General features: G+C 74.6%; 17 protein-coding genes and 1 pseudogene. 14 read left to right on the plus strand and 4 right to left on the minus strand.

What is annotated here, in order from left to right; translation table 11 throughout:
• Nucleotides 1-77: 77 nt before the first annotated feature.
• Both L332_RS23000 and L332_RS29455 read right to left on the minus strand, forming a co-directional pair.
• Nucleotides 78-1,511 carry an MFS transporter gene (locus tag L332_RS23000; RefSeq protein WP_021010651.1) on the minus strand — a complete coding sequence of 478 codons (1,434 nt, stop codon included), beginning with the start codon at nt 1,509-1,511 and terminating at the stop codon, nt 78-80.
• Nucleotides 1,508-2,881 (minus strand): glutamyl-tRNA reductase, encoded by a 1,374-nt coding sequence (locus L332_RS29455; protein WP_021010652.1) that lies wholly within the window; start codon nt 2,879-2,881, stop codon nt 1,508-1,510. Before L332_RS29455 ends, L332_RS23000 begins: the two co-directional genes overlap by 4 nt.
• 101 nt (nt 2,882-2,982) lie before the next feature.
• Here L332_RS29455 and L332_RS23010 point away from each other — a divergent pair, with 101 nt between their 5' ends.
• The 8 genes from L332_RS23010 (at nt 2,983) to L332_RS23045 (ending at nt 11,253) form a co-directional block, all read left to right on the plus strand.
• A complete protein-coding gene (locus L332_RS23010) occupies nt 2,983-4,200 on the plus strand; it encodes a saccharopine dehydrogenase family protein (RefSeq protein WP_021010653.1) in 1,218 nt (405 codons plus the stop codon).
• 85 nt (nt 4,201-4,285) lie between these two features.
• Nucleotides 4,286-5,398: a uroporphyrinogen decarboxylase gene (gene hemE / locus L332_RS23015; RefSeq protein ID WP_021065009.1), complete on the plus strand. Its 1,113-nt coding sequence runs from the start codon at nt 4,286-4,288 to the stop codon at nt 5,396-5,398.
• Nucleotides 5,395-6,960: a protoporphyrinogen oxidase gene (gene hemG / locus L332_RS23020; RefSeq protein WP_021010655.1), complete on the plus strand. Its 1,566-nt coding sequence runs from the start codon at nt 5,395-5,397 to the stop codon at nt 6,958-6,960. The genes hemE and hemG overlap by 4 nt, the downstream gene beginning before the upstream one ends.
• Nucleotides 6,957-7,664, plus strand: coding sequence for a hydrogen peroxide-dependent heme synthase (gene hemQ / locus L332_RS23025; protein ID WP_021010656.1), 708 nt, complete (start codon nt 6,957-6,959; stop codon nt 7,662-7,664). Before hemG ends, hemQ begins: the two co-directional genes overlap by 4 nt.
• Nucleotides 7,661-8,977: a ferrochelatase gene (locus tag L332_RS23030; protein ID WP_081646106.1), complete on the plus strand. Its 1,317-nt coding sequence runs from the start codon at nt 7,661-7,663 to the stop codon at nt 8,975-8,977. The genes hemQ and L332_RS23030 overlap by 4 nt, the downstream gene beginning before the upstream one ends.
• Nucleotides 8,974-9,915 (plus strand): hydroxymethylbilane synthase, encoded by a 942-nt coding sequence (hemC, locus tag L332_RS23035; RefSeq protein WP_021010658.1) that lies wholly within the window; start codon nt 8,974-8,976, stop codon nt 9,913-9,915. Before L332_RS23030 ends, hemC begins: the two co-directional genes overlap by 4 nt.
• Nucleotides 9,916-9,922: 7 nt before the next feature.
• Nucleotides 9,923-10,636 carry a uroporphyrinogen-III synthase gene (locus L332_RS23040; protein WP_021010659.1) on the plus strand — a complete coding sequence of 238 codons (714 nt, stop codon included), beginning with the start codon at nt 9,923-9,925 and terminating at the stop codon, nt 10,634-10,636.
• 140 nt (nt 10,637-10,776) lie between these two features.
• Nucleotides 10,777-11,253 (plus strand): aminoacyl-tRNA deacylase, encoded by a 477-nt coding sequence (locus L332_RS23045; RefSeq protein ID WP_021010660.1) that lies wholly within the window; start codon nt 10,777-10,779, stop codon nt 11,251-11,253.
• A 27-nt stretch (nt 11,254-11,280) separates the two neighbouring features.
• Here L332_RS23045 and L332_RS23050 read toward each other — a convergent pair whose 3' ends face one another.
• Nucleotides 11,281-11,553 (minus strand): hypothetical protein, encoded by a 273-nt coding sequence (locus L332_RS23050; RefSeq protein ID WP_021010661.1) that lies wholly within the window; start codon nt 11,551-11,553, stop codon nt 11,281-11,283.
• Nucleotides 11,554-11,770: 217 nt separating this feature from the next.
• Between L332_RS23050 and L332_RS30745 the strand changes: the two are divergent.
• Nucleotides 11,771-12,001, plus strand: a pseudogene (locus L332_RS30745) (ATP-binding cassette domain-containing protein); the annotation flags it as partial.
• Here the strand turns inward: L332_RS30745 and L332_RS23060 are convergent.
• Nucleotides 12,000-12,521 (minus strand): AAA family ATPase, encoded by a 522-nt coding sequence (locus tag L332_RS23060; protein ID WP_021010663.1) that lies wholly within the window; start codon nt 12,519-12,521, stop codon nt 12,000-12,002. The pseudogene L332_RS30745 and the gene L332_RS23060 overlap by 2 nt on opposite strands.
• A gap of 95 nt (nt 12,522-12,616) precedes the next feature.
• Between L332_RS23060 and L332_RS23065 the strand changes: the two genes are divergently transcribed.
• From L332_RS23065 to L332_RS23085, 5 genes are read left to right on the plus strand one after another with little or no spacing between them, the layout of a single operon-like run.
• Nucleotides 12,617-12,901: a metal-sensitive transcriptional regulator gene (locus tag L332_RS23065; protein ID WP_031223754.1), complete on the plus strand. Its 285-nt coding sequence runs from the start codon at nt 12,617-12,619 to the stop codon at nt 12,899-12,901.
• A 46-nt stretch (nt 12,902-12,947) separates the two neighbouring features.
• On the plus strand, nt 12,948-13,301 hold the full coding sequence (locus L332_RS23070) for a heavy-metal-associated domain-containing protein (RefSeq protein WP_021010665.1): 354 nt from the start codon (nt 12,948-12,950) through the stop codon (nt 13,299-13,301).
• Entirely contained in the window at nt 13,298-15,577 is a 2,280-nt protein-coding gene (locus L332_RS23075; RefSeq protein WP_021065010.1) for a heavy metal translocating P-type ATPase, read from the plus strand. The genes L332_RS23070 and L332_RS23075 overlap by 4 nt, the downstream gene beginning before the upstream one ends.
• A 21-nt stretch (nt 15,578-15,598) precedes the next feature.
• A complete protein-coding gene (locus tag L332_RS23080; protein ID WP_021010667.1) occupies nt 15,599-15,862 on the plus strand; it encodes a YHS domain-containing protein in 264 nt (87 codons plus the stop codon).
• Between the two features lie 29 nt (nt 15,863-15,891).
• On the plus strand, nt 15,892-16,473 hold the full coding sequence (locus tag L332_RS23085; protein WP_021065011.1) for a hypothetical protein: 582 nt from the start codon (nt 15,892-15,894) through the stop codon (nt 16,471-16,473).
• The last annotated feature ends 103 nt before the right edge of the window (nt 16,474-16,576 follow it).

Consider the following 16,576-nt stretch of genomic DNA (forward strand, 5'->3'; position numbering starts at 1 on the left):
GACGCAAGGCCGCCTGAGCCTTCGCGCATCCCTGCCTCAGCCTCCGGGTGTCGCGCCGAGCGGCGCCCCGACCGTCCCTATGGCGTGGGCCGGCGCGCGTCGTAGGCGAGGAACGAGCGCTGCGAGCGCGTCACGACCGCGATGAGCACGACGATGAGCAGCCCGCCGAACAGGGGCGGCGCCCAGAGCGCGACGAGGCTCGCGACCGCGCCGGCGTAGAGGTCGCCGAGGCGCGGGCCGCCCGCGACGACGACCTGGAAGAGGCCCTGCGTGCGCCCGCGCATGTCGTCGGGCGTCGCCGTGAGCATCATCGTCGAGCGGAAGATCGCGCTGATCTCGTCGCTCGCGCCCATGCCGGCCATGCCGACCCCGGCGACGATGAGCGCGGGCCACGACACCTGCGACCAGTCGGGGCCGACCTCGCCGCCCGCCCCGAGCGTCATCGCGAGGATGACGGCGCCGACGAGCGCGACGAAGCATCCGTAGACCGTGATCGCGCGCGAGATCGCGATGCCGTGCCGGTGCACGTGCGCGACGGGGCCGGAGAAGAGGCTCGCGAGCAGGGTGCCGATCGCGGCCGCGGCCGTGAGCACGCCGACCGTGACGGGACCGCCGCCGATCGCGAGCGCGCCGACCGCCGGCAGCAGCGCGAAGGGGCGGCCGAGCGTCATCGCGATGATGTCGACGAGGAACGACATGCGGATGTTGGGCGCGTGCTTGAGGAAGCGCCAGCCCTCGCGCAGCGACTCGAGGCCCGGCTTCGACACCGCGCCGAGCGGGGGCAGCTTCGGCAGCCCGATGATGCCGAGGAAGCCGGCGGTGAAGAGCACCGCGTCGATCGCGAAGGTGATCGGCAGCCCGACGGTCGCGACGAGCACGCCCGCCGCGGCCGGTCCGACCGTGAGCATCGTGCCGAACGAGATGCCGTTGAGCGCCGCCGCGCGCGAGATGAGGTGGGAGGGCAGGATGCGCGGGGTCACGGCCGAGCGCGTCGCACCCGAGATCGTGGCCGCGACCGTGTTGATCGTCGTCAGCACGTAGAACGGCCAGACGAGCGCGCGCTCGCCGTCCGCGATGAGGGCCGCGTCCCACGCCGAGAGCGCGACGAGGCCGAGCACGGCGGTCCAGCCGGTGAGGCTCGAGGCGATGAGCAGCGCGCGGCGGTCGAAGGCGTCGGCGAGCATGCCGCCCCACAGGCCCGCGACGATCATCGGCACGAGCGCGATGCCGCCGACGAGCGCGACCATCATCGTGCTGCCGGTCATGTCGAAGATCTGCAGGCCGACGGCGACGATCGTCATCTGCGCACCGATGCCGCTGATCGCGGTGCCGATCCACAGCCGGGCGAAGGCGGGGCTCGCCTTGAGCGGCGCGAGGTCGACCATGCGCCGGCGACGCTCGGGCGCCTCGCCCGCGGTGTCCCGCGGGTCGGTCTCGACGCCGGCGGGAGGCAGGATGCCGTGCGAGCCGGTCGTCGGCTCGTCGCCCGACTCCAGGCGAGGGCCGCTCACGCGGCGGAGTCGTCGCCGAGCAGCGCGTCGATCGCCGAGAGGAGGTCGTCGTGGCGGCCCTCGGCCGCGAGCCGGCGGGCGCGCACGGTCGGCTTGTGCAGCACGACGCCGGCGAAGTGCCGCAGCGCCTGCTCGGCGAGCTTGCGCTCGGCCTCGGTGCCGCGCTTGCCGATGCGCGCGAGCTCGGCCTCGAGCGCGTCCTCGACGTGCTCGCGGAGCGTCGCGATCGCCGAGCCCACCTGGTGCTCGGCGGTGCCGCGCTCGAACCGGCGCGCGGCCTTGCGCACGAGGTCGCGCGCATCCTCGGTCGCCGTGAGGTGCTCGAGCGGCGCGTGGATGCGGATCGTCTCGAGGTCGAGCACCTCGACGCCCGGCACGGTCGCGACGTCGGGATCCACGTTGCGCGGCATGCCCATGTCGACGACGAGCTGCGCGGCGCGGCCGTGCTCGACGGGGCACTCGTGCGCCGCACCCGCGCCGGCCGAGTGCAGCGGGCACGTCGCGGGGGAGTCGTGCCCGACGGGGCAGACGGATGCGTCGTGCACGTCGGCCTCGGCGCCCGGGAAGGCGTGGGTCGCGGCGAGGCGCTCGCGGCCCGCGCGCAGCAGGGCGGCGTCGACGACGTGCTGGTCGGAGCTCGTGCAGGTCACGATGACGTCGGCGCTCGCGGCGGCGAGCGCGGCGTCGCGCGGGTCGACGTAGCCGATCGCGTGGCTGCGGGCGAAGCCCTCGCCGCGGTTCGAGGGGCTCCACACCTCGATGTGCTTCGCGCCACGGCGGCGCAGCTCGGCGAGCGAGACGCCCGCGAAGCGGCCGGTGCCGACGAGCAGCACGCGGGCGCCGGCGAGGTCGACGCGAGCGCTCGCGAGGTCGAGCGCGAGGCGCACGATCGAGCGGCCCGCCTCGCCGATGCCGGTGCGGTTCTTGATGCTGCGCTGCGTCTCGGAGGCGCGCTGGAAGAGCCGCTCGAGGTGCGTGGAGGTCGTGCCGGCCTCCTGCGCCGAGGCGAGCGCGCGGCGCACCTGGCCGGCGATCTCGCCCTCGCCGATGACGACCGACTCGAGGCCCGCCGCGACCGAGAAGAGGTGCTCGGCGGCGCGCGTGTCGACGAGCGGCTCGAGCGTCTCGGGGCGATGGAAGCCGAGCGCGTCGGCGGCGGCGCCCTGCGCGATGCCGGCCGCCTCCTCGTACTCATCGGCGTCGACGTCGAGGTAGACCTCGAAGCGATTGCACGTCGAGACGACGACGGCGCCGTCGACCGCGGGGTGGGCGGCGAAGGAGCTGGGGAGGGCGGAGGCGTCGGCGGACGACAGCGCCTCGAGGGCGTTGAAGTCGGCGTTCTTGTGACTCGCCGTCAGGCAGATGAGCACCAGAGCATCCTACCGCGCCCGTGTACCCCGTTCCGATCCCTCGCCGTCCGCCGTCAGTGATCGCACAGCGCACCGCGAGGCGCGGCGGCCACGCTGGCCGCATGCGCGAGCTCGACCTCATCCTCTACGGCGCGACCGGCTTCGTCGGCCGGCTCGTCGCCGAGCACCTCGCGGCCGCCGCGCCCGCCGACCTGCGCGTCGGCCTCGCGGGCCGCTCGATCGAGCGGCTCGAGCGCGTGCGGGCGGGCCTCGGCCCCGCGGGCTCGGAGTGGCTGCTCGCGCTCGCCGACAGCGGCGACCCCGCGAGCCTCCGCTCGCTCGCGGAGCGCTCGCGCGTCGTCGTGAGCACCGTCGGCCCCTACCTCCGGCACGGGCTGCCGCTCGCGGAGGCCTGCGCCGATGCCGGCACCGACTACCTCGACCTCACGGGCGAGGTGCTCTTCGTGCGCGAGCTCGTCGAGCGCTGCCACGAGCGCGCCGAGGCGAGCGGCGCCCGGCTCGTCGTCTCGAGCGGCTTCGACTCGGTGCCCTCCGACCTCTCGGTGCACGTGCTCGCCGCGCTCGCGGCCGAGCTCGGCGCGGGTGGCCTCACCGACACGACGCTGCGGGTGCGCGAGCTCTCGGGCGGCATCAGCGGCGGCACGATCGACTCGCTCCGCGCGCAGCTCGAGCGCGCGCAAGGCGAGCCGCGGCTGCGCGCGATCCTCGCCGACCCCGCCGCGCTCACGGGCGGCGTGCCGGTGCGCGCGTCGGCGGATGCGTCGCGGCACTTCCGCGACGCCGAGACCGGGGAGTGGGCGGCGCCGTTCGTGATGGCCTCGTACAACACGCGCCTCGTGCTGCGCTCGCACGCGCTGCGCGGCCGCGGCTACGGCGATCGCTTCCGCTACCGCGAGATCGTGCCGACCGGTCGCGGCGTCGGGGGCAAGCTGCGCGCCGCGGGCCTCGCGGCCGGCGTCACGGCGCTCGCCGCCGCGATGGCGACGCCGGGCCTCCGGCACCTCGTCGACGCCGCGCTCCCCGCGCCGGGCGAGGGGCCTTCGGAGGAGGTGCGCGAGCGCGGGCGCTTCCGCATGGTCACCTCCGCCCGCACCGAGCGCGGCGACCGCCTCGAGGCGACCTTCGCCGCGCAGGGCGACCCCGGCTACGCCGCGACCTCCGTCATGCTCGGGGAGGCGGCGCTCGCGCTCGCGGTCGACGGCGAGCGCTGCAGCCCGACGGGCGGTGTGCTCACCCCCGCGACCGCGATGGGCGACGTGCTCGTCGAGCGCTTGCAGGCGCAGGGCTTCACGATCGACGCGCGTGCGCTCGGCGGGTAGTCGGGCCCGCGTCGGCGGCGCACGCTCATGGCTGGCGCACAGCCAGCGCCAGGTCGGCCAGCCGCCCGCGTGGGACAATGGAGCAGTGACCGCCCTGCCCGAGAACCACCCGCTCAACACGCGCACCGGCGCCTCGCCGCTCGTGCGCGCGTACCGCGGCGACCGCCCCGAGACGACCCCGGTGTGGTTCATGCGGCAAGCGGGCCGCTCGCTCCCCGAGTACCGCGAGCTGCGCCAGCGCACCGACGGCCCCGACCGCGACATGCTCGACACGTGCCTCGTGCCCGAGCTCGCAAGCGAGATCACGCTCCAGCCCGTCCGCCGCCACGGGGTCGACGCGGCGATCTTCTTCAGCGACATCATGGTGCCGCTCAAGCTCGCGGGCGTCGACGTGAAGATCGCGCCGGGCGTCGGCCCGGTCGTCGCCGAGCCCATCCGCACCCCCGACGACGTCGCCCGGCTCGTCGCGAACGACCCGGCGATGCTCGAGACCGCGCTCGAGCCCGTGCGCGAAGGCGTGCGGCAGACGATCGCCGGGCTCGCCGAGATCGGCGACGGCTCGACCCCGCTCATCGGCTTCGCCGGCGCCCCCTTCACGCTCGCCGCCTACCTCGTCGCCGGTCGCCCCTCGAAGGACCACCTCGAGGCCCGCACCCTCATGCGCGCGCACCCCGACGCCTGGGACGCGCTCACCCGCTGGGCCGCCGACGTCACCGGCCGCTTCCTCCGCGCCCAGGTCGAGGAGGGCGCGAGCGCCGCGCAGCTGTTCGACTCGTGGGCGGGCTCGCTGCCGCTCGAGCAGTACCGCGAGCACGTCGCCCCCGCCTCGCGCCTCGCGCTCGACCGCGTGCGCGACCTGACCGACGCGACCGGCGCCCGCGTGCCGCTCGTGCACTTCGGCGTCGGCGCGGGCGAGCTCTACTCGGCGATGGACCTCGACGTCGACGCCGTCGGGGTCGACTGGCGCGTGCCGCTCGACGTCGCGCTCGAGCGCATCGGCACCGATGTCACGGTGCAGGGCAACCTCGACCCGGCCGTGCTCGGCGCGCCGTGGGAGATCATCGTCGCCGCGATCGACCACGTGATGCTCGCGGGCTCGGTCGCGCGCGCACACGTGTTCAACCTCGGCCACGGCGTCCCGCCGACGACCGACCCCGAGGTGCTCACGCGCATCGTGCAGGCGGTGCACGCTCGGTGACCGACGACCTCGCTCAGCCCTCGTCGGCGGCGGATGCGTCCGCCGGCCGGAGCGCGCCGACCCACGACGCGATCGTGCTCGGCGCAGGCGTCGCGGGCCTCACGGTCGCGCACGACCTCGCGGGCCGCGGCTACCGCGTGCTCGTGCTCGAGGCGAGCGAGCGGCTCGGCGGCGTCGCGAGCGGCATCGAGGTCGACGGGCTCGCGCTCGACGCGGGCGCCGAGTCGTTCGCGACCCGCGGCGGCGCGGTCGCCGAGCTCGCGGCGGAGCTCGGCCTCGCCGACGACATCGTCGACCCGAACCCCGCCGGCGCGTGGCTGCAGCTGCCGGGCCGCGCGGTGCCGCTGCCGAAGCAGACGCTGCTCGGCATCCCCGCCGTGCCGCTCGCGCGCGACGTCATCGACGCGCTCGGCTGGGGCGGGGCGCTGCGCGCCTACGGCGACCGGCTCATGCCCGTGCTCAAGATCGGCAAGGACGAGGCGCTCGGCCCGCTCGTGCGCCGCCGCATGGGGCAGAAGGCGCTCGACCGGCTCGTCGCGCCGCTCGCGGGCGGCGTCTACTCGACCGACCCCGACCTGCTCGACGTCGCGGTCGTCGCACCCGGCCTCAACAACGCCATCACGCGCGCCGGCTCGCTCTCGGGCGCCGTCGCGCTCGTGCTCGAGGAGCGCGCCGGCGCCGCGAAGCAGGTCGGCAGGCCAGGCTCTGCCGTGCAGGGCATCCGCGGCGGCATCCACCGCATCACCGCCGCCCTCGCCGAGCGCGCGCGCGAGCACCGCGCGGAGCTGCGCACCGGCGTGCGCGCCGTCTCCGCCGCGAAGACCGCGACCGGCTGGCGCGTGCAGACGGATGCGGGCAGCTTCGACGCGTCGTCGCTCGTCGTCGCGCTCCCCGAGCGCGAGGCGCGCCGCGTGCTCGGCGACGCGATCGGCCCGGCGGCGCGCGCCGACGAGCCTGGCGTGACCGTCGAGCTCGTCACGCTCGTGCTCCCCGCGGGCGCGGTCTCGGGCGATCCGCGCGGCACGGGCGTGCTCGTCGCGGCCGACGCGACGGGCGTGCGCGCGAAGGCGATGACGCACTCGAGCGCGAAGTGGTCGTGGCTGCGCGAGGCCGCCGCGGGCCGCGAGGTCGTGCGCCTCTCCTACGGCTCGGGCATCGCCGCGCCCGCGACCGAGGGGCTCGACGACGCGGCGGCCGCGGCGCTCGCGCTCGAGGACGCGAAGGCGATCCTCGGCATCGACTTGCCGCAGCCGCTCGCGAGCGCCCGCGTGCGCTGGGAGCAGGGCCAGCCCTCGTCGATCGTCGGCGCGAAGCGCCGCCAGCAGGCGCTCCGCGACGCCGCGGCCGAGCACGAGAACCTCGAGGTCGTCGGCGCGGCCGTCGCCGGCACGGGCCTCGCGCAGGTCGTGCCCGACGCGCGCGAGGCGGCCCTGCGCATCCGCCGCGAGCGCTTCGCGATCGCCGGCACCCCCTGGACCGAGGACCTCGACGACGAGGCCGCCGCGACCGAGCCGGAGGACGCATCCGGCACCCCAGTGACAGACGGACGAGGAGAGGCATGAGCGAGCAGTCATCGCCCCAGGCAGGAGCGCTGGGCGACGGGTTCACCATCTGGAGCGTGCACCGCCGCGGCGGCGCGGGCGCTGCGGGATCGAGCACCGGCGGAGCGCCGCTCGCCGACGAGCTCGCGGCGCTCGAGGCCGAGGGCGTCACGACGCGCGGCATCTACGACGTCTCGGGCATGCGCGCCGACGCCGACGTGCTCGTGTGGATGCACGGCACGGCCGGCGCCGCCACGAGCCCCGAGGCGCTCCAGGCGGCCGTGCGCCGCGTGCGCCGCTCGCGCGAGCTCGCCGGCACGACGATCACCTGGAGCGCGATGGGCGTGCACCGCGACGCGGAGTTCAACAAGTCCCACGTGCCCGGGTTCCTCCGCGGCATCGAGCCGAAGCAGTGGGTGACGGTCTACCCGTTCAACCGCTCCTACGAGTGGTACCTGCTCGACCCCGCCGAGCGCTCCCGCATGCTCGCCGAGCACGGCCGCGCGGGCGCCGCCTACCGCGGCGTGGTCGCGAACACCGTCGCGGCGTTCGCCCTCGGCGACTACGAGTGGATCCTGCCGCTCGAATCCGACGAGCTCGTCGAGCTCGTCGACATGATGCGCGAGCTGCGGGCCGTGGATGCGCGCCTGCACGTGCGCGAGGAGATCCCGTTCTTCACGGGCCGACGGATCACGATCGACGAGATCGAGGAGGTGCTCGCATGAGCGAGTCGACACAGGCAGGATCGAGCCAGGCGCAGGGCGGCTGCTGCGGCGGCGGGTGCTGCGGAGGCGCGGCCGTGCAGGCCCAGCCGGAGCAGCAGCAGGCGGCGCAGCAGGGCCGCCGCGAGACGAAGGCGCCCGCCGCGACCGGCGTGCACCTCGAGCCCGGCGCCGCGGTGCCGAGCGCGACCGAGGCCGCGCAGGCCGGGCCCGAGCACGTCGAGGAGCCCGTCGCCTACGACGGCATCCTGCTGTCGGGCTTCGGCGGGCCGGAGGGGCAGGACGACGTGCTGCCGTTCCTCCGCAACGTCACGCGCGGCCGCGGCATCCCGGACGAGCGGCTCGAGGAGGTCGCGACCCACTACCGCCACTTCGGCGGCGTGAGCCCCATCAACGACCAGAACCGCGAGCTCAAGGCCGCGCTCGAGGCGGCGCTCGCCGAGGCGGGCCTCGACCTGCCCGTCTACTGGGGCAACCGCAACTGGGCGCCCTACCTCGACGAGGCGCTGCAGCAGGCGGCCGACGCGGGCGCCTCGAAGCTCCTCGCCATCCCGACCTCCGCCTACTCGTCGTACTCCTCGTGCCGCCAGTACCGCGAGGACTGGGCCGACGCGCTCGAGGCGACGGGACTGCAGGCGTCGATGCAGATCGACAAGGTGCGCCAGTTCTTCAACCACCCGGGCTTCCTCGCGCCGTTCGTCGACGGGGTGCGCGCGAGCGTCGCCGAGGCGCGCGAGGCGGGCTTCGCCGAGGCTGACGTCGAGGTGCTCTTCGCGACCCACAGCATCCCCACCGCCGACGCGGAGCGCTCGGGCGCACCCGACCTGCACGAGTGGGGGCCGGGCGGCGGCTACGAGGCGCAGCACCTCGCCGCTGCCGAGCACGTGATGGGCGAGGCGGCGCCGGGTGTCGCGTGGCAGCTCGTCTACCAGTCGCGCTCGGGGCCTGCCTCGCAGCCGTGGCTCGAGCCCGACATCAACGATGCGATCGAGGCGCTGGAGGGCCGGAAGGCCGTCGTGATCGTGCCGCTCGGCTTCGTGAGCGACCACATGGAGGTCATGTGGGACCTCGACGAGGAGGCGATCGAGACGGCGACCGAGGCGGGCCTGTGGGTGCGCCGCGCGCCGACGCCCGGCGTCGACCCGCAGTACGTCGGCGCGCTCGTCGACCTCGTGCAGGAGCGGCTCGAGGGCCGGCCGGTCGCCGAGCGGAAGGCCGTCACCTCGATCCACCCCTGGTACGACGTGTGCCGCCCCGGCTGCTGCGAGAACCCGCGGCTCGGGTTCCGGCCCGCGGTCGCCGGGCTGCAGCCGTGAGCGCGCTCAAGGTCGGCACGCGCGGCTCCGAGCTCGCGATGGCGCAGTGCGCGGCGCTCGCCGAGCGCTTCGACGCCGAGGTCGAGCTCGTGCCGATCACGACGCAGGGCGACACCGACCGCTCGTCGCTGCAGCAGATCGGCGGCACGGGCGTGTTCGTCTCGGCGCTGCGGGATGCGCTGCTCGAGGGCCGCGTCGACGTCGCGGTGCACTCGATGAAGGATCTCCCGACGGCACCCGCCGAGGGCATCGAGCTCGCCGCGGTCTCGAAGCGCGAGGACGCCCGCGACGCGCTGTGCGCGCGCGACGGGCTCACCTTCGCCGAGCTGCCCGAGGGCGCGAAGGTCGGCACCGGATCGCCGCGCCGCATGGCGCAGCTCCGGCTCGCGCGGCCCGACCTCGACGTCGTCGACCTGCGCGGCAACGTGCCGACGCGCCTCGCTCGCGCGCAGGGCCCCGACGCCGACCTCGACGCGGTCGTGCTCGCGCTCGCGGGCCTCAAGCGGCTCGGGCTCGAGGACCGCGCGACCGAGGTGCTCGACGTGATCGACTTCCCGACCGCGCCCGCGCAGGGCGCGCTCGCCGTCGAGGTGCGCGCGGGCGACGAGGCAGCGCGGAAGGCCGTCGCGCCGACCGACCACGCCTCGACCCGTGCCGCGGCCGACGCCGAGCGGCGCGTGCTCGCCGGTCTCGAGGCCGGCTGCGCGGCACCGCTCGCCGCGCACGCGGAAGTCGCCGACGGGATGCTCTTCCTCACTGCGTCGGCGTACGCGACCGACGGCTCGCGGAAGCTCACGGCATCCCACGCCTACACGCTCGACTCGACGAAGCCCGCCGAGCTCGCCGAGGCGGCGCGCGACGTCGCCGAGCGCGCGGTCGCCGAGCTGCTCGAGGGCGGCGCGGCAGACCTCGTCCACGAGGCGCGCTCGAGCGGCTGAGCCGACGATGCGCGTCCTGATCCCGCGCGGCGGCCGCTGGGGCGACGAGGTCGCCCGGCTCGCGTCGGCGGCGGGCTTCGAGCCGCTCGTGCTGCCGCTCGTGCGGACCGAGCCGGCCGAGGATCAGGATGCGCTCGGCCGCGCGCTCGCGCGGCTCGCGGACGGCGGCTTCGACTGGCTCGTCGTGACGAGCCGGTCGACCGTGCCGGTGCTGCCGTCGGTGCCGGGCTCCGTGCGCGTCGCGGCCGTCGGCGTCGCGACCGCCGCGGCGCTGCGGGAGCGCGGCGTGCCGGTCGACTTCGTGCCGGCGCGGCAGTCGGCGGCCGGGCTCGTCGACGAGTGGCCGCACCGAGAGGGGAGCGCGCTCTGGCCGCGCGCGCTCGACGCGCGGCCGACGGTCGCCGACGGGCTCCGCCAGCACGGCATGCGCGTGACCGACGTCGTCGCCTATCGCACCGTGCCGGCATTCGAGTCGCGGGACCGGCTCCTGGCGGCGGTCGGCGATGCGCCGGTCGACGCCGTGCTCGTCACCTCCGGCTCGATCGCGCGGGAGGTCGCGCGGCTCGAGCTGCCGCTCGACGCGCGCGTCGTCGCGATCGGGGACCAGACCGCCGAGGACTGCCGGGCGCTCGGCCTGCGCGTCGCGGGCATCGCGGCGCATCCGAGCGCCGCATCGCTCGTCGAGGCGCTCACGGCGAGCGCCGGCTCCGCTCCCGCCTGACCGCGCTTGCTCGGCGCCAGCGGGTGCGGAACCGCCCGATCGGTGCGGGCATACCAGCACCCCGGAGGCGGTAGCGCACCGGTCGCGATTCGATGGATGCTCGGGGCCGGCTCGCGACCTCGGCCGCGTAGCCTTGGGGCATGGCCGAGTCGAACCCCGCCCTCGACGCGCTCGCCGCCTCGGGGCTCGAGCACGAGATCACGCGGCACGGCAGGGTCGGCTCGCTCGCCGAGGCCGCGGCCGCGCGCGGGGTCGAGCCCGCAGCCATCGTGAAGACGATGGTCGTGCGGCGCGGCGAGGGCGACCACTTGCTCGTGCTCGTGCCCGGGGACCGCGCGATCGCGTGGCCGAAGCTGCGCGAGCTACTCGGCGTCAACCGGCTCTCGATGCCCGACGCCGACGTCGCGTTCGAGGTCACCGGCTTCCGCCGCGGCACCATCACGCCGTTCGGCACGACGACGCCGCTCCCGGTGATCGCCGACGAGCGGATCCTCGGCCGCCGGGTCTCGATCGGCGCGGGCGCCCACGGCGTCGCCGCGACGGTCGACGGCGACGCCCTCGTCGCGCACCTGGGCGCCCAGGTCGCCGACGTGACCGATCCCGAGCCGCCGCGCTGACACATCCGCCCTGTCCGCAGCGGCAGGTCAGCGCTCGTCGCGCTCCGGCAGCGCGCGCAGCACCGCGAGCACCTGCTCGGCGGGCATCTCGCACGGCTTGAGCCGCGTGCCGCCGCTCGTGCGCCACACGTTCGCGCTCATGCGCGCCCGGCCGCCGAGCTCCTCGCCGTCGATCGTGCTCGAGCGACCGCCCGCGCGGTCGACACGAGTGATGCTCCACGCGCGGCCGTCGATCTCGAAGCGGCTCTCGCCGAGCGGGACGCGGTCGACGAGGGCGTCGAGCTCCTCGTCCGCGGCCATGGCGACCAGGGTAGCCCCGCGAGCCCGACCGTTGCCGATGCGCGGAGGTTCCGGTACCGTCGCCTGCGCAATCGTCGGCGGTGTCAGCGCCGGCGCACTTCGCTCGAGGAGACCAGAGCATGACCGACAGCACGGGAGCCGCGACTCCGCGCTGACCCGACGGCACACGCACCGTCGACGCATCCGTCAGCGCATCCACGCTCTCGGAGGTCTCCGCTTGGCACACACCGCCATCGCGCTCGCGCGCGTCTCCTTCGCCTGGCCCGACGGCACGGTCGCGCTCGACGCGGTGACCGGCGCGCTCGGCCACGGCCGCACGGGCCTCGTCGGCCGCAACGGCTCCGGCAAGTCCACGCTGCTGCGGCTCATCGCCGGCGAGCTCTCGCCCGCGTCGGGTGCGCTCACGGTGCACGGCACGGTCGCGACGCTGCCGCAGCAGCTCGCGGTCAGAGCCGGTCCAGGATGAACTGCACCCGCTCGTCGGCGCTGAGGACCGGAACCCGCACGACCGGCAAGGGCAGCGCTTCGTACACCTGGGTCAGCAGTTCGTGGATGCGCTGCTGGGCGGCGGTGTCCTCGGTGCGGGCGTAGTCGGCGGCCAGGGGCAGCAGGTCGAGGATGAACGTCGTGCGGTAGTCGACGTGCTCGAGCGCGGTGAGCAGGGCGGGGTCGGGCTCGAGATCGAGGAAGCGGTAGTAGGCGAGGGAGTCGGGGACGGCCCGGTCGAGGAACACGGTGGCGTCCGGGTCGAGGGCAGCTTCCTCCGCGAGCTGCATGTCCAGGACGCCGCGCTGGAACTGCCGCTGCTTCGCCCGGACCTCCTCGACGGTGCGGCCGGCGATGCGCTGCAGGTCGAGATAGTGCCGGGCATGCTCGATGGTGGTGGTGTAGCCGCGGTCCCGCAGCAGGTTCACGGTGGTGGTCTTGCCCGAGCTGGGCCCCCCGGTGATGACGTACCAGTTGGTCACGTTCGCCCTTTCGCTCTGCCCGCTCCGGGAATATCCTCTTCACGAAGTGCCTTATACCCCTAGAGGGTATCCGATCGACGTCGGAGGTGGCTGAGATGGCACACGGATACGTGGATGACAAGCAGACGCTGCTGGCGCGGTTGCGTCGGGCGGAGGGGCAGGTGCGCGGGATCGCGCGGATGGTCGACGAGGACGTGTACTGCATCGACATCCTGACCCAGGTCTCGGCGGCGACGAAGGCGCTGGAGTCGGTCGCGCTGACGCTGCTGGAGGACCATCTCGGGCATTGCGTCGCGCAGGCGACCGCGCAGGGCGGCCCGGTCGCGGAGGAGAAGCTCCGCGAGGCGAACGCCGCGATCGCGCGGCTGGTCCGCTCCTAGAACGTTCACACCACACGCATCGACACGCTCACGAAAGGAGCACAACATGACCGGACAAGGATTCCAGGACCTCGGCCTGCAGGCGACGAACGGCGGTGGCTGCGCCTGTTGCGCCCCCACCTCCCACGCCGCCACGGCCAACACCACCGCCTCCGCGACGGCGCAACCGGCATCGGGCGAGGTGTCGGCGCAGTTCCTGGTGGAGGGGATGACGTGCTCGCACTGCGTGCGCAGCGTCACCGAGGAGGTCTCCGCGATCGACGGGGTCTCCGGCGTCGAGGTCGACCTGCACGCCGGCGGCGTGTCCACGGTGACCGTGTCCAGCACCGCCCCGGTGGACGCGGAGCGGGTGCGGGAGGCGGTCGAGGAGGCCGGGTACAGCCTCGCCGCAGCCTCATGAGCACGCTGGACGTCGATCTCGACATCACCGGGATGACCTGCGCGTCGTGCGCGACGCGGGTCGAGCGGAAACTGAACAAGCTGCCCGGGGTGGAGGCGACGGTCAACTTCGCCACCGAGAAGGCCCGCGTGCACTCGGAGGCCCCGGTGCCGGTGGAGGAGCTGATCGCGGCGGTCGAGCAGGCGGGGTACGGAGCGAGCCTCCCAGCCCCGCCTGTGCCCGACACGGCTGAGCAGACCATCCCGCGGGACGATGAGCTGGCGTCGCTGCGGCAGCGGCTGATCGTCTCGGCGGTGCTGGCGGTGCCGGTCGCGGTGCTGTCGATGATCCCCGCCCTGCAGTTCACCTACTGGCAGTGGCTCACGCTCACCCTGGCCGCGCCGGTGGTGGTGTGGGGGGCGTGGCCGTTCCACCGCGCCGCGGCGATCAATGCCCGGCACGGGGCGGCGACGATGGACACTCTGATCAGCGTCGGGGTGCTGGCCGCGTTCGGCTGGTCGCTGTACGCGCTGTTCTTCGGCGGTGCGGGGATGCCGGGAATGCGGATGAGCGTCACCTTCGTCGGCACCCCGCAGGCCGGTGGCCACGAGGTGTACCTGGAGGTCGCCGCGCTGGTGACCGTGTTCATCCTCCTCGGCCGCTACCTCGAGGTTCGTGCCAAGCGGCAGTCCGGCGAGGCCCTGCGCGCCCTGCTGGAGCTCGGCGCCAAGGACGCAGTGATCCTCCGCGAAGGCACTGAGCAGCGCGTCCCCGTCGCACAGCTCGTTCCGGGTGATGTCGTGGTGGTGCGGCCGGGTGAGAAGATCCCCGCCGACGGCCTCGTCACCGAGGGAATGTCCGCGGTGGACGAGTCGATGCTGACCGGCGAGTCCGTGCCGGTCGAGGTCGCCCCCGGCTCCCGCGTGGTCGGCGCGACTGTGAACACCGGCGGGCGCCTGCTCGTGCAGATCACCCGCGTCGGCGCCGACACCGAGCTGGCCCGGATGGCGCGGCTGGTCGAGGAGGCGCAGACCGGCAAGGCCCAGGTGCAGCGCCTCGCCGACCGGGTGTCGGCCGTCTTCGTCCCCATCGTCATTGTCCTCGCCCTGGCCGCGTTCGCCGGGTGGCTGATCGCGGGGGCGCCCTTGGAGGTCGCCTTCACCGCCGCGGTGACCACCCTGATCATCGCCTGCCCGTGCGCGCTGGGGCTGGCGACGCCGACCGCTCTGCTGGTCGGCACCGGCCGCGGCGCCCAGCTGGGCATCCTCATCCGCGGACCCCAGGTGCTCGAGCAGACCCGCCGCATCGACACCGTCGTGCTCGACAAGACCGGCACCATCACCGCCGGCACCATGACCGTCACCGGCATCCACCCCGCTCCCGGCACCGATGAGGCGGAGCTGATCCGGTTCGCCGCGGCGCTCGAGCACGGCTCCGAGCACCCCATCGGCCGCGCCATCACCGCCGCAGCCGACGGCCCGACGGATGCCGTGGAGTCATTCGCCGCCGAGGCCGGTCAAGGCGTGCAGGGCATCGTCGACGGCCGCATGGTCGCCGCCGGCCGCGCCACCTGGATCACCGGGCAATGGGCGATCGCGATCCCCGACGAGCTCGCCGCGACGATCACGGCCGACGAGGCCGCGGGCGCCACCGTGACCGTCGTGGCGTGGGACGGGCAGGCGCGCGGCGCGATCAGCGTCGCCGACACCATCAAGCCCACCAGCCGTGAGGCCATCGCCCGACTGCGCGGGCTCGGGCTGACCCCGATCCTGCTTACCGGCGACAACCCCGGCGCCGCCCGCACCATCGCCGACGACGCCGGCATCGAGGACGTCCGCGCCGGAGTCACCCCGCAGGGCAAACTCGACACCATCCGCGAGCTGCAGGCATCCGGACGGGTGGTCGCGATGGTCGGCGACGGCGTGAACGACGCCGCCGCCCTCGCCCAAGCGGACCTCGGCATCGCAATGGGCACCGGCACCGACGCGGCCATCACCGCCGCGGACCTGACCATCGTCTCCGGCGACCTGCTCCTGGTCCCGGACGCGATCCGGCTCGCCCGCCGCACCCTGGGCACCATCAAGGGCAACCTGTTCTGGGCGTTCGCGTACAACGTCGCCGCGATCCCGGTCGCGATGCTCGCCCTGCTCAACCCCATCCTCGCCGCCGCCGCGATGGCGTTCAGCAGCGTGTTCGTCGTCACCAACAGCCTCCGACTGCGCCGCTTCCGCCTCCTGCCCGCCCCGACGCCCACCGTCCTGACGCCCAGCCGCGACACCACCCCCGTCCACGCCTGACACCCACGCAAGGAGACCGCCATGACGCACGACCACGAGCACCACACCGGCCACGAGCACGCCGCGCACGATCACGGATCCCACGAGCACCATCACCATGAGCCCCCGGCCGGGGCGACCAACCTCGTCACCTGCCCGGTCATGCCCGGCAATCAGGTCGACCCGGCGTGGGCAGAGAAGCGCGGCCTGTTCCGTGACTACGAAGGCGCGCGGTACTGGTTCTGCTGCCCCGAGTGCGGGCCGCTGTTCGACGGCGACCCCGCCCGCTACGCCAACGCCGCCTGACCCACGACGGCAGGGAAAGGGGGCGCGGGATGGATACAGCGGTCGGTCTGGTGCAGGCCTACCTGCGGGTGAACGGGTACTTCACCGTCGCCGAGTACCCGGTGCTGGACGCGACCGGTCCGGACGGGCCGCGCACCGTCACCGACCTGGACATCCTCGCGATCCGACTGCACCACATCCCCGGCGACGACCCCGACCCGGCCCTCGGCGCCCGCCCCGGGGCGCCGGACATGATCGTCGGCGAGGTCAAGGAGGGCGCCCCGAAGCTAAACCCCGCGATGCGCGACCCCGCGGTGCTGGAGGCCGCGTTCGCTCGGTTCGGCTGCTGCACCCCCGCCGACGCGCCCGCCCTCGTCCAGGAGCTGCTGACGGCCGGGCAGGTCCTCGCCCCGGAGGGCCACCTGATCCGCACGGTCGCGTTCGGCAACACCGCCCGCCCCCATCGGTCCGGCTCCTGGCACACCGTCCCCCTCGAGCACATCCTCGACTATCTCCGCGATCACCTCGCCCGCAACTGGGCCGTCGTCGGTCGCACCCAGATCAAGGACGACACCCTCGGGCTGCTGGCTCTGATGGAGAAGGCCCACCGTGCCGGAACGGGCCGCCGATGAGCCGGTTGCCGCGCACCGGTCCCCATCCGGGACCATCGCCCCTGGTCAGGCGTCGGTCGGGCGACCAGGCTGGGCAGGACCGCCGTGCGCCCGATCGGCGCCG

The organism is Agrococcus pavilionensis RW1 (assembly GCF_000400485.1).
In the GTDB taxonomy this organism is placed as follows: Bacteria; Actinomycetota; Actinomycetes; order Actinomycetales; family Microbacteriaceae; genus Agrococcus; species Agrococcus pavilionensis.